Raw genomic sequence first — 12,297 nt, 5'->3', positions numbered from 1 at the left:
GCCGTTGCTCTTTATTTTTTATGAGTCGAAGCCAACGCGGAGTCAACCTGCAGTAAAGAAGAACTTGGTGGCACTGTATCGATTACCGACAGCAAGCTGACTGTTCAAATTTAAGAACCACACGCTTAGTTATGAACTCGGCAAAGATACGGTAACTTACAATGCAGATGAAGCCAGTCTCTTTGCGGAAATACGAATAAGGATGGCGTTTGGATGGCTCCAATCCGTGCTTTGGTTGATGCGTCCGGCAGACGCTTGTCCTCGATTCTAAAGACTTGAAGATCGTGGTTGAGTAATAACAAAACGGCTCCCTGGGAAGGCTAAGGGAGCCGTTTGTGTGCGTCTAATAAGGAACAAATTCCCTATGTGGGTTTAAACGGAAGGAATGTTGTCTAATGGACGTATAAGTTATAAAAAATACGGGAATGAATATAACATTTTTACATAGTGTAAAAATTGCTTTTACATTTTACCTAAGTCCTGTATAATGAATGTATAAATTAGAAAAGAGGTGGCTATAATGACGATCAACTTTTTCGACCACCGGACGCAAATTGCAGAGAACATCAAGGCGTTTATGAGGTTCAAAGGTTACACCAAGATTTCACTGTCTAAACTAACAGGTATATCGCGACCAACCATCGATCTAATCCTGAAAGCAGAAAGCCCAAACTCCACCATCTATAATAACCAAATTGCTACGATCAATCAAAGGTTTGACTTGCCGGAAAATTACTTCTTGGAGAGCAGAATTATAATAACGCCTCCTGAACCAGTATATGCATATTCCGACCACGGAATTGGCGAAGCAAGAAGCGAAAGAGCACAGCATTTGTTGGATGGGCTGGACAATATTCTGGACATCTATGCCCTTTACCAGAAATAAGAAAGGGTGATATCGAGTGAGAATTACGAGTGCAAACTTGGATGAAACAGTTGAACTAAATGCTCAAATAAGCAAAGAAGTTGAAGACCATATTGCGTATATAGAAAAACGTCTAATTAAATGGCGTACCTTCCCTATTGAGCAACAAGCGTTTGAGATCTTAAAGCTAAATCAATTAATTGAGGTCCCTATTCCTGACCTCAATTGGGGAGGAGCTATTCGCAGGTTTCCTAACGGGCAAAACGTGCCTATTATTAATACTGCCCAACCTCGCGTGTATCAATACTTTATCTATTGGCATGAAATCTATCACCTTACCGAAAGTGAAGAGTTAAAACTTCATGGGAATGGATATGACATTTCCATTGAATTCGATTTAACCGAGCGTAAGGCAGATTACTTTGCAAGCCAAATGATCTTCGGTAACGGCGAACTGTATGATTACTATCACACCTTGGAATTTGAAGACTTCTACGTTAAAATTGCTCATTGCATGAAGTCATATAAGTCTCCCTATAAAGCTGTCCTTATTCAGCTCTATCAGCTTGCCAAAAAGAATCAAAATCAGGCTCTTCAAGAAGTGATTAAGTCTCATTTCGATAAGCAATTGACGACTCAAACATGGGAAAGTCTATTTCAAGAATACTCTTTGGACGATACATTAATCAAACCTTCGAATGTCACAAATTTGAATGCGATAAAAGGACCCATTAAGGAAGAGATCAAACAACATTCCGATGTGGAGTTATTCGCAGAGAACCTCCGAGTTGTTGAAGGATGGGAGAAAGAATTTAAACGTGAATTAAATAAATCGTAAAGGAGCGTTTCGATGGCTAACTACGAAGCACTAGAGGACAAGCTTCGAAACGCGACAGAAGCGAAAGTCTTGATTCTCGACTCAGGCAAGCTTCAATTCCTTTATCTGCATCAAGATGTACTCAAACAAGATGAGGTATTTGAAGGATACGATTTAGTGTTAATCCCTGGATGGGTTCAAGCGGAATATGGGCATCATACGGGCAAGGTCGAATACGTAGCTTCCATTCCAATCGATGTGATTATTCTTGAAGAGGCAGAAGACTATCCGGCAATGATCTCATACGATGCGAGACGGTTGATGGAGCTGTTTAAGCTTTCTGCTCCTCATGGTGAAGCTTTGAAGTTCTTATCCCTCTTGTCGAGGAAAGACCTTATCAATTGGGATGACTGGATCAACCAATTTTACGATGAGGGTTTTCCGATGAAAGAAGCAGAAACAAAAACGACGAGGAAAAATGCCGGAGAAGTTTCCATTTTGACTCTTGCCTACCTACTCCTTTCTCACTATCCAACACAGATTCACAACATCGCTATTGCTACAAGTGATTTTGGACTCATTCGTATTAGAGATAACATGGAAAAGAACGCAAACGGTCCTAAGACAAACCTCAACATCAGTGTTCCGGCGAACATCTCGTTCATGAGTAAGGATGTTACGATGTTCCAAGCCGTAAAACGTGGAAGATTACAAGTTGAAGACATTCCTCGACTACGACCAAACGATAGCTCTTCCTTTTACCTCGAACTTTTTGAGGACGGTACAAGTGTCCCGCGTGCTCTTAAACTTGAAACTACGAAGTTTGTTGATATATGCAGGCATTATCATCGTTACATAATGATTTATTAGGCGGAGCAGGACATGCTCCGCTATTTTATGTCTATTGCATTAACGAGAGCGTGGTCGTCAGGTGTTTCTTGGTTGGTCGGTAGGCTGGCCCCATCCATCCATCCTCGGCCTGTACACTCTCGGCATTTCTCTGTTTCGCCAACCAATGGTGCTGACGCTCCTCCGCCCCGATAATGACTCTCCCCGGAGCAAAGTAACGCCCCGGCACTTGTCGCCGTTCGGCATAATGAGTCTAACGGAACAATGGCAAGTGTCCCGGAGCAGCATCTCCGGTAGTCTCGATGTACTTCCTGAAGGCATTTTCAAGGAGAATCCGACAGCTGGAGTGATTGGAGTTGGTATAGCGAGAATCCGGTTGCGACCTTTGTTATAACTCTATCGGATAACAAATCGCGTATATAAAATATAAATGGAATTTATGGTAATATAGTTTTGATAGATTGACCATTTTATTTTATGGAGGCGCTTACTTATGGACCAACAGTTGCAGCAAGAGGGGTACTTCGGGGAGTTTGGAGGCAGCTTCGTTCCGCCGGAATTGCAGGAAGTGCTGAATTATTTGAGTGAGCAATTTTACAAGTTCAAAGACGATCCGGAATTCCAGGAAGAGCTTAGCTATTACCTGCGTGAATATGTTGGCCGCAAGAGCCCGCTGACGTATGCGGAGCGGCTGTCCAAAGCGTGGGGAGGACCTAAAATATACTTGAAGCGCGAAGACCTGAACCATACGGGGGCGCACAAGATCAACAACGCCATTGGTCAGATTCTGCTCGCCAAGCGGATGGGCGCCAAGCGGATTATTGCTGAGACGGGCGCTGGACAGCATGGGGTAGCAGCGGCTACGGCTTGCGCCATGTTTAATATGGAATGCGTCATCTATATGGGAGCCGAAGATATGCGCCGTCAGGCGCTCAACGTGTTCCGGATGGAGCTGCTCGGTGCTACTGTCGTGCCGGTTGATAAGGGGCAGGGACGACTGAAGGACGCCGTGGACGAAGCGCTCGGCGATCTGGTTCGCAATTATAAAAATACGTTTTATTTGCTCGGTTCCGCGGTTGGTCCGCATCCGTTTCCGACAATGGTCAAGCATTTTCAGGCGGTCATCAGTGAAGAGTCGAAGCAGCAGATTTTGGAGAAGGAAGGCCGTTTGCCAGATGCGGTGATAGCCTGTGCGGGTGGCGGCAGTAATGCGATTGGCGCATTTGCTCATTTCATCGACGAGCCGGGCGTTCGCCTGATCGGCGTTGAACCCGATCAAGCCCCGACCTTAACGGAAGGCGTGCCGGGCATGATTCACGGCTTCAAGTGCTTGGTACTGCTGGACGAGGAAGGAGAGCCGCGGAAGACGTATTCGATTGCCGCGGGGCTCGATTATCCGGGCATCGGGCCGGAGCATAGCCACTTGAAGGTGACGGGGCGCGCCGAATATGCGACGGTTACCAATGAGGAAGTGCTGGAAGCATTCCAAGAGCTTTCCCGTACGGAAGGGATTATCCCTGCTCTGGAGAGCGCGCACGCGGTGGCCTATGCCAAAAAGTTGGCGCCGAAAATGGATCAGGATCAGATCCTGATCATTAACCTTTCCGGCCGCGGAGACAAAGATGTCGAGCAAGTATTTCAGATGATTAAATAATAATAATCGTCGGCTGCATCTATGCGGGATAGGGTGCGGGACGCTGAGAACAATCACGATTGCAACTAAGTAATCTAGCATTAGGAATAGCAGGCCGGGAGCCTCCTTAGTGGAGAGACTCCCGGTCTTTGTTTTATAATAGGCTGAAGCATCCATTGAAGATTGGAATCACACCATATACTATAGATAGGAAGGCTAACGGAGCAATCTCAGGTTAAAGATTCCATAATGGATTACATAAATGAACGAAAGAGGCGAGTTGTAATGAATAATATCGTGTCGTTGGAATGGCTGAAGGAGAAAATGGGTGAGCCGAAACTAGTCATCGCGGATTGCCGTTTTCGCTTGGACGATCCGGGTGCTGGGCTCAGAGCATACGAGGAGTCGCATATTCCGGGGGCTGTTTATATGGACCTGGAGAAGGACCTGTCCGGCGAGATCGAGGAACATGGCGGACGTCATCCGCTTCCGGATATTTTTGCGATGACGGTGACGCTCGGCAGGGCTGGCATAAGCAACGATTCGATTGTGGTCGCTTATGATGATCAAGGCGGAGCGATGGCTTCCCGGCTGTGGTGGCTGCTGAAGTATATGGGGCATGAGCAGGTCTATGTGCTAGACAATGGCTTCTCGGCTTGGCTCAACCAAGGGTTGCCTGTAGCAACTGAGAAGGAAGTGGTGCAGCCTGCGACATACCTTGCAACGGTGCAGCACAATATGCTAGTGGAAATGGCTGAGGTCAGGGAACTGCTGGGTAGCGAGGGAGTAACGCTCATCGACTCGCGCGAAGCACCTCGCTACCGCGGCGAGGTTGAGCCGATCGACCGCGTCGCAGGCCACATTCCGGGCGCGATTAACCGGTTCTGGAAAGACAGTCTAACGGAATCCGGCGCGTGGAAGGACGTCTCTGCTCAATCTGATCGGTTCCATGATCTGGACAAGAACCGCGATCTGATCGTGTATTGCGGCTCCGGCATCACGGCCACGCCAAACGTCATTGCGCTACAGGAAGCAGGCTTTACAAAAGTGCGCTTGTATGCGGGGAGCTGGAGCGATTGGATTTCGGTTGAGGGGAATCCTGTAGCTGTCGGTGACGAGGAGAAGGCTTAGACCTGTGTATAGTATGTGGATCTTGAATACATCGCCATGTGGGCCGAGTGCCTTGGGCGATGTATTTTTTATGCCCAAAGTCAGCACGGAGTCAACGCTTGCTTCCTGTACACACTTTCAGAAGGCTCCGCACCGAGCGCTTGTTTCTATGCTTCGTCACGTATCGTACAGGCCCTCGCGTTCATACGACCCCGCTGCTGTACCCACACAAAAAAAGCCGGTCTGCCCCTCCTCTTGGGAGTGGCTGATGCTTTTATCATCTGTATTAGTGTGGGCAAAAATTCATAGTTTCAAGTTTATTGAATCAACGTGCTATGAAAAGATTATTTAGTCAACATAGAATCAACATTACATTAAATAAAAGTTTTCATATTAATGGTTATCTGTAACCAAACAAAGTAAGTGAAAACCTAAAGCGCGTATACCTTGTAATGAGGCAGAGGGATTCATAGTACTTTGGAATTGTTATTCTACTCCTTAAGGACTATATTGATAAACTATGGTATAGTAAGTGTGTATAAATTTGTTAATTAAGGTAGATGCAGTAGACTCTTTCCATCATTACTAATATCATAAATGGGCAAACAATATACTTGAAACAGTATAAATGATCAAAGAAATGAGGAGTTCAAATGTCCTTTTACAATGTAGATTGGGGAAAAGATGAGGCAAATGGCGATGAAAAACTGAGTGAATACTTCTATCCAATACCCGGTTTTGAAGATATTTTAAATGGTAATAAAAGATATGTAATTGGAAGAAAAGGGACCGGAAAAACAGCAATATGTGAGAAGCTTAGAATAGAAAGCAAGTTAAATCATCAATGGCATACTGCTAATTTATCACTAAGAGGATTTCCAATAGGGTCTTTTCGAGTCTTGAGAAATCGTTCCTTTAGAGATAAATCACAATATGTCCCAATATGGAAGTTTCTGATGCTTATTGAAATGTCAAGATTAGTATTAAATGATCCGATGCATACTCTTTCAACACAAACAGTGAGATTAAAGACATTTCTTTACTCTAATTTTCCGTTCGGTAGTTTTTCTGAAACATTGCAGTCGTTGGAAGAGCAAAATGGGAATATCATTATGAATGCTTCATTAATTAATCCCACTTTGGGGGAAGAAATGATTTCTGTACGTTTCGAGAAAGTAATACCTTGGTTGATAGATGAATTAAAAGAAATCAATTCTGACTCCAAATATTTCATATTGATGGATGAGCTTGATGAGGGTTACTCTGCTGGGGATAGTAGTTTAAGGCTCATATTATTAGCGTTGTTAAGATCTACAGAAGAGCTGTCAGTAATTTTGCAGAGAGAAGAAATAAAAACCGCATATAGGTTCCTTGTAGTATTAAGATCTGATATCTATCAAAACTTAGAAGATAACGATTTGAATAAATTAGATGATGCTTTAATAAAATTACGCTGGAATTCGAGTCCAACCGCCGCTTACTCTTTGCGATCGGTTGTTAATGCTCGTATAAAAGCCTCCCTAGGAACAGTAACTGATGATTCTTGGAAAGATATAGTTGTTGACAGTGATTCAGAGTTGCCAGCTTCAGTTGCCACAGTATGGAAGTATTTATCTAATCGTACATTTGAAAGACCACGTGATTTATTGAAATTTTTAAAGTATTGTAATTCAATACAAAATGCAAACCCAAAACTATTATTTAAAGTTGTTAGAGAAGCAGAGAATGAATATTCTGATTGGTTTTATAATGAATTGCGTGACGAAATACAAGCACATTTAAGTGTATGGGGAGAAGCACTATCCTGCTTAACAAGAGTAGGGAAGGGAATGATGAATGTTGATGACTTAAGAAGAGAATTAGGCAAAGATAGAGTTATTCGTGATTGGATGAAGAATAACAATAAATCTGAAGAACACATATTAGAAACATTATTTGACTTTGGGGCCATTGGGACACTTGTTCGTAATACAACATGGGCATTTAAATATAAGGATCATACCTTAAAATGGAACTCAAATGGAAAAATAATTGTGCACTTTGGCTTACATAAGAAGCTTCGTTTGAGGCAAGGTAGAAGATAACAATTAAGGTGGAATGATGAATGTATAATTATTATAAACCTGTATTTCAAAGTGGCGCATTCAATTGTCCCCATTGCAATACATACTCACAGCAAACATGGGGAAATCTTACTTGGAATACTGATAGTGAAATGGGAGAGGTATTAGAAGATTGGCAGTCAAATTTGTGTCAAAAATGCAAAAAGTTTTCGATATGGATATCGAAAGAGTTATTTTACCCTCTGGGTGGAAATGTGCCACAACCTCACAAAGATATGCCCGAGGATATTAAAGCAGACTATATTGAGGCATCAAAAATAGTGAATATCTCTCCTAGAGGTGCTTCTGCTCTGCTGAGATTGTGTGTTGAAAAACTTTGTAAGCAACTGGTTGGAGATTCGGAGAACATTAATGATGCAATAAAAGAATTGGTGAAGGCTGGTTTGCCAGAGCTTGTACAGCAGGCACTAGATAGTCTCAGAGTAATAGGGAACCAAGCTGTCCATGCTGGTAAAATGGATTTAAAGGATGATGTTGATACAGGGTATTCTCTATTTCATCTATTAAATTATGTAGTGGAAGATAGGATAACTAGGAACAATTTAATCAATGATCTTTACTCTTCATTACCAATAAGTATAAGAGAAGCTATTGATAAAAGGAACAATGCATTGGTATAAGGTATATGTTGTCGCAGCTTGAGCTGGGTCCGGTGCTCCCGCAATGGACGAAGTGGTACAAGGGCCGTTTTCGCTTTGACGATCAGCCTACGCTCGCCAACTCAAGCCGTTACATTCGATAGTTCTTTTAGCTATTTTGCCTGATGGTGAGTAAGTGGTTTAACTCATTAGCAGCCTTATAGTCTACACCATACGTATGGCTGTACCTACCCAAAGTAATGCCGATGCTTGAATGACCGAGCCGCTCACTAACCAGCTTAGGGTGTACGTTCTGCTGGAGCAGAAGGCTCGCGTGCGTATGGCGAAGATCGTGGTACCGAATTTTAGGTAGTCCAGACTTCTGAAGCATATCGCGCCAGCGAGATTCAAAATAGTAAGGATTTACTGGGAAGCCAAACTTGGTTTGTGTAACCAGCCCATGATCCTGATACTTTGCTCCAGCGGCAAATTTGTCCTGCGCAAGCAGGACCTTTTGCTTTTTTAGAGCTTCTATCGTCATTTGTGGCAAGGCGATAGTACGGATTCCCGCCTTTGTTTTTGGTTCTTGGAAGATATGACCACGTTCCCCGCGAGTGTATGACTGAACTACTGTGATCGTCCCCTTGGCAAGGTCTATATCCTCCCAGCGAAAAGCAATAGCTTCGTCGCGTTGTAAACCGCAAGTAGCCGCTAACAAAATGATCATGTAGTAGCGATATTGCTTAGCGTAGTTAAGGAATTCTACAAGTTGTTCATCTGTCCACGCGTTTATCTTGGTTTTTGGTACTTTTGGCGGTTGGACGAGTGCGGCAACGTTACGATGTAGCGATTCATGCCGAACGGCTGTAGCGAGTCCGTCATGTATAACCTTGTGACATGATTTACTGTTTGCGGAGAAAGTTGCTTCTCCACCCGAAGTGTCTCGTACATGCCGATGAGATGGCGAGGAGTAAGCATAACAAGCGGGATTTGCCCAAGTTTTGGGATGATGTGATAGTTGATCAGCCACTTGTAGACCTTGACTGTACCTGGTCTAAGGTTCGGACGCTTCATAGCAAGAAACTTTGTAAAATACTCTTGCACAGTTTCCTTGGTCTGCTCAATGTAGTTACCACGCCCGAGTTTGGAGAGGGCGTGGGCAAGCGCCGCCTCAGCTTCTTTTCTTGAGGTAAAACCCGCCTTCATCTTTTGTCGTCTTTTCCCTGTTTCCGGGTGCTTGCCCATTTCTATCGTGTAGGCGTACGTTCCGTTCTTTCGTTTAGAGATACAACCTCGCATAATCGCCAGCCTCCTTGTTGATTTTCTTCACAATTAAAAATTTTAGAAAATTCAGAGGTCTAGGAAATCTCTTGTTAGAAACTGCTTTCAAGGCGATAGGAGTATCAATCGTCGTAACATTGCATTCGGATGAGATCCTGTGTGGTGGGCGATGGGAGGGAAATGGAAGTATGGGAAGGGTCTACAGGCCTTTGAAACGCTTGCCAAAGAAAACAGCACGATATAAAATTAAAGAGTAAACATCGAGCAAGACAAGCATAAATAGGATGGACCTGTTTCGGAATTTATGATTGCTAGGACAGACAATGAATTGGATGATGCTATTGCCAGACATGGAACAGAGAATAAGATAAACATCTTTGATGTGAGAGATGGAGACAAAAAACAAAAGAGTAAGAAGAAACGTTAAAAGTGATAAGAGCCAGTTAGCCAATCCCACGAGGAGGGGGCAGACCGGCCTTCTTTGTGTGGGTACAGCAGCGGGGTCGTATACACGGGGACTGACCCCCTTTTGTGAGACAGGGATCAAAACACCTTTCAAGTTTAAACGGCCAGTCGCCTGTAATCAATCGGCGACTGGTTGTTTAGTTTCGTTTGAATACGAATTGCATTATAGTAAGTGATGTAGTCTCGAACGGTCTGTTCAACGATTGCAGTCGTTGTATGGGTTAGCCCTTCGAGGTAGAACGTTTCAGACTTTAGTGTGGAATGAAACGATTCAATGGGGGCATTATCAGCGGGCGTTCCCTTGCGGGACATGCTCATGGTAATGCCTTTTCCTTTTACARCTTCYTGATACCCMTGSGACGTRTAGACGCTGCCCTGATCGCTATGGAGRATCGCACCWGGCACAGCTGGCAATTGATTRWGTGTATCCAGRACAAAGKCCGTRTCTTGYGTATCDGATAGACKGCTAGCTACGATCTCTCCRTTATATAAATCGAGGATGCTMGATAGGTACATCATTTTTCCGCCGAATGGTAAATACGTAATATCCGTGACGAGTTTATGCATMGGTGCTTCRGCTTGAAATTGCCGCTTTAACAGGTACTCAGCTACATAAGCAGGCTGCCCTGTATGCTTTCGTTTCTTTACTCTGACTCGACATTGAAGCTGCTMACATTGCATGATTCGTTGTACGCGCTTGTGATTAATCTTGTACTTTTTTCGAAGCAGTGCAGTAATCTTTCGGTATCCRTAACGGAATTTATTYTCAGTGCAGAGTTCTCGAATCTCTTCAACCATGCTGTCCAATGGCCGAGTTTCGTTTTTTGCTCTCCATCGGTAATAGGTAGCACGTGGCACACCCAGCCATGAACAAGCTTTGGTGATCGTAACTTCCCCGTGAATCAACTCAACCAGTTCAACTATGATTTTTGGTGACAACTCCTTTCCATCTCCTTGTACTTTTTTAGCACATCTAATTGTTGCTTTAAGAACCGATTCTCCGCCTTTATTTGCTCCAGCTCTGAGGTAAACTCAGGTCCTTTACCGTAGCTGTATTGTTTGCCGACGGGCTGCTCTAAGCGGTTCAACTCGCCGCTATGATACCACCGCATCCAAGTTTCTACTTGCGTCTTATTTCGTATGTTGAGTTGCTCCATTACCTCCTTGACCGGTATGCCTGCTATTCTCATTTCAATTGCTTTTGCCTTTATTTCCACGGGGTAACTCACTCTTGTTGCCAACGTAAAAACACCTCCAAGGTTGTCTCCATATCTTACGACATGGTTCCACCTTCTTGAAGGTGTTTTGATTTGTCTCACGTTATGGGTCAGTCCCCAGCTTGTAAACTACGGCGATGTATTTTTATGTCTTGAACTCAACACGAGGTCAACAAATGGATTTCGAATGATGAAATGAATCATTTTCAGAGACCTAGCGTACGCTCGTATTCATCCTAATGTGTTAAACACAGAGAGAAAGGGCCGGGGCAGACACCATTAAGGTGACTTCCCGACCCCTTTGCTATAAACCAACAAGCAAAAAGCTTAGAGAGACCCAGTACAAAATACACAAAGATGCCGGACCCTTCGCCCGTAATTGGCCAGCGTCTTGATTAGACAACGTGACGTTTCTATGATACGGTGTGGGTTACAGATAGGCATTCCACTTTCCGAAGTGGGGTGCCTTCCTGTATATTTACGGAGGTTTTACATTAAATGTATTGTGCCGTAATCGGCAGAACATGGAGGTGGTGATGCTATGTTTCGCTCTTTATCCCCTATCGGGGAAGATTCAGCGACTAAGGAACCAGCGCTAAGATCTTTTAATAAAGAGGTGAGAGTTAAGCATGACAACATTTATGCAAGCAGAGAAACGTACACATTTGAATACATCAGGGCTTCGTAATCTACGTAAATCAGGACGTCTGCCAGGTATTGTGTTTGGTAGAAATGTAGAAAATGAGATGGTTCATATTTCAACGATAGAATTTCATAGGTGGTTGAAGCAAGGTGCATCCGGTTTTATCCATATACAGCTTGACGGGAAAGATTCGGTGTCCGTACTGCTTGAGGATCTCCAGCGAGATCCGTTAACGCGTGACTTGATTCATGTTGATTTCCAGCAAGTGCAGACTAACGAAATCGTATGCACAAAGATTCCGGTAAAGTTCATAGGCAAACCAATCGGATTGAAGCAGGGCGGGGTCGTGCAACTTCAGTCCGAGTTTATTGAGGTAGAAGCTTTGCCAAGGCATTTGCCGTCGGTGATAGAATATGATATCAGCGGCATGAATATCGGTGAATCCGTCTATGTAAAGGATTTGGATTTGTCATCAGAAGTTACACTTATTTCCGGCAAAAACGAGTTTCTAGTATCTGTACTGAAGCCTTAACTCATCCTATTAGGTTTCAACTATTAAAAACACGTCGTATCTGCAGCGGGACTGACCCCCATTTATGAGACAGGGATCAAAACACCTTACAAGTTTAAACGGCCAGTCGCCTGTAATCAATCGGCGACTGGTTCTTTAGTTTCGTTTGAATACGAATTGCGTTATAGTAAGTGATGTAGTCTCG

General features: G+C 43.8%; 12 protein-coding genes. 8 read left to right on the top strand and 4 right to left on the bottom strand.

What is annotated here, in order from left to right; all coding sequences use genetic code 11:
* Nucleotides 1-520 precede the first annotated feature (520 nt).
* From ADU23_RS05985 to ADU23_RS05955, 7 genes are all read left to right on the top strand, one after another.
* Nucleotides 521-886 (top strand): hypothetical protein, encoded by a 366-nt coding sequence (locus ADU23_RS05985; RefSeq protein WP_053372913.1) that lies wholly within the window; start codon nt 521-523, stop codon nt 884-886.
* A 16-nt stretch (nt 887-902) separates the two neighbouring features.
* Nucleotides 903-1,703: a hypothetical protein gene (locus tag ADU23_RS05980; protein WP_053372912.1), complete on the top strand. Its 801-nt coding sequence runs from the start codon at nt 903-905 to the stop codon at nt 1,701-1,703.
* Nucleotides 1,704-1,715: 12 nt separating this feature from the next.
* Entirely contained in the window at nt 1,716-2,552 is an 837-nt protein-coding gene (locus ADU23_RS05975; protein ID WP_053372911.1) for a hypothetical protein, read from the top strand.
* A gap of 472 nt (nt 2,553-3,024) precedes the next feature.
* Nucleotides 3,025-4,185: a tryptophan synthase subunit beta gene (gene trpB, locus ADU23_RS05970; RefSeq protein ID WP_053372910.1), complete on the top strand. Its 1,161-nt coding sequence runs from the start codon at nt 3,025-3,027 to the stop codon at nt 4,183-4,185.
* 264 nt (nt 4,186-4,449) lie between these two features.
* On the top strand, nt 4,450-5,295 hold the full coding sequence (locus ADU23_RS05965; protein ID WP_053372909.1) for a sulfurtransferase: 846 nt from the start codon (nt 4,450-4,452) through the stop codon (nt 5,293-5,295).
* A 632-nt stretch (nt 5,296-5,927) separates the two neighbouring features.
* A complete protein-coding gene (locus tag ADU23_RS05960; protein ID WP_053372908.1) occupies nt 5,928-7,358 on the top strand; it encodes a P-loop ATPase, Sll1717 family in 1,431 nt (476 codons plus the stop codon).
* Nucleotides 7,359-7,378: 20 nt separating this feature from the next.
* Entirely contained in the window at nt 7,379-8,017 is a 639-nt protein-coding gene (locus ADU23_RS05955; RefSeq protein WP_053372907.1) for a DUF4145 domain-containing protein, read from the top strand.
* Between the two features lie 127 nt (nt 8,018-8,144).
* Here ADU23_RS05955 and ADU23_RS33120 read toward each other — a convergent pair whose 3' ends face one another.
* The 3 genes from ADU23_RS33120 to ADU23_RS05940 form a co-directional block, all read right to left on the bottom strand.
* Nucleotides 8,145-8,702, bottom strand: a complete 558-nt coding sequence (locus tag ADU23_RS33120) for a site-specific integrase (RefSeq protein WP_053372906.1) — start codon at nt 8,700-8,702, stop codon at nt 8,145-8,147.
* Nucleotides 8,703-8,764: 62 nt separating this feature from the next.
* Nucleotides 8,765-9,274 (bottom strand): Arm DNA-binding domain-containing protein, encoded by a 510-nt coding sequence (locus tag ADU23_RS31990; protein ID WP_053372905.1) that lies wholly within the window; start codon nt 9,272-9,274, stop codon nt 8,765-8,767.
* Nucleotides 9,275-9,817: 543 nt separating this feature from the next.
* A protein-coding gene (locus ADU23_RS05940; protein WP_157265639.1) for an IS3 family transposase occupies nt 9,818-10,962 on the bottom strand; the annotation gives its coding sequence in 2 pieces (ribosomal slippage) (nt 9,818-10,689 and nt 10,689-10,962; 1,146 coding nt in all).
* Nucleotides 10,963-11,567: 605 nt separating this feature from the next.
* On the opposite strand from ADU23_RS05940, the gene ADU23_RS05930 reads away from it, so the two are divergent.
* The gene (locus ADU23_RS05930; protein ID WP_053372902.1) at nt 11,568-12,113 is read left to right on the top strand and encodes a 50S ribosomal protein L25; all 546 of its coding nucleotides are present in this window, start codon (nt 11,568-11,570) and stop codon (nt 12,111-12,113) included.
* Between the two features lie 94 nt (nt 12,114-12,207).
* Here ADU23_RS05930 and ADU23_RS34185 read toward each other — a convergent pair.
* Nucleotides 12,208-12,297 (bottom strand): IS3 family transposase (locus ADU23_RS34185; RefSeq protein ID WP_442950646.1); only part of this gene is annotated, 90 nt, incomplete at its 5' end.

Source organism: Paenibacillus sp. FJAT-27812 (genome assembly GCF_001273905.1).
Taxonomy (GTDB): Bacteria; Bacillota; Bacilli; order Paenibacillales; family Paenibacillaceae; genus Pristimantibacillus.
Note: the sequence above shows the minus strand (reverse complement) of the source record. Positions and strands in the feature narration are given on the sequence as shown.

Bases quoted from the DNA above. Each gene is read 5' to 3' on its own strand.
- ADU23_RS05985 (WP_053372913.1), top strand. From the start codon at position 521: ATGACGATCAACTTTTTCGACCACCGGACGCAAATTGCAGAGAACATC.
- ADU23_RS05975 (WP_053372911.1), top strand. From the start codon at position 1,716: ATGGCTAACTACGAAGCACTAGAGGACAAGCTTCGAAACGCGACAGAA.
- trpB (WP_053372910.1), top strand. From the start codon at position 3,025: ATGGACCAACAGTTGCAGCAAGAGGGGTACTTCGGGGAGTTTGGAGGC.
- ADU23_RS05965 (WP_053372909.1), top strand. From the start codon at position 4,450: ATGAATAATATCGTGTCGTTGGAATGGCTGAAGGAGAAAATGGGTGAG.
- ADU23_RS05960 (WP_053372908.1), top strand. From the start codon at position 5,928: ATGTCCTTTTACAATGTAGATTGGGGAAAAGATGAGGCAAATGGCGAT.
- ADU23_RS05955 (WP_053372907.1), top strand. From the start codon at position 7,379: ATGTATAATTATTATAAACCTGTATTTCAAAGTGGCGCATTCAATTGT.
- ADU23_RS33120 (WP_053372906.1), bottom strand. From the start codon at position 8,702: ATGATCATTTTGTTAGCGGCTACTTGCGGTTTACAACGCGACGAAGCT.
- ADU23_RS31990 (WP_053372905.1), bottom strand. From the start codon at position 9,274: ATGCGAGGTTGTATCTCTAAACGAAAGAACGGAACGTACGCCTACACG.
- ADU23_RS05930 (WP_053372902.1), top strand. From the start codon at position 11,568: ATGACAACATTTATGCAAGCAGAGAAACGTACACATTTGAATACATCA.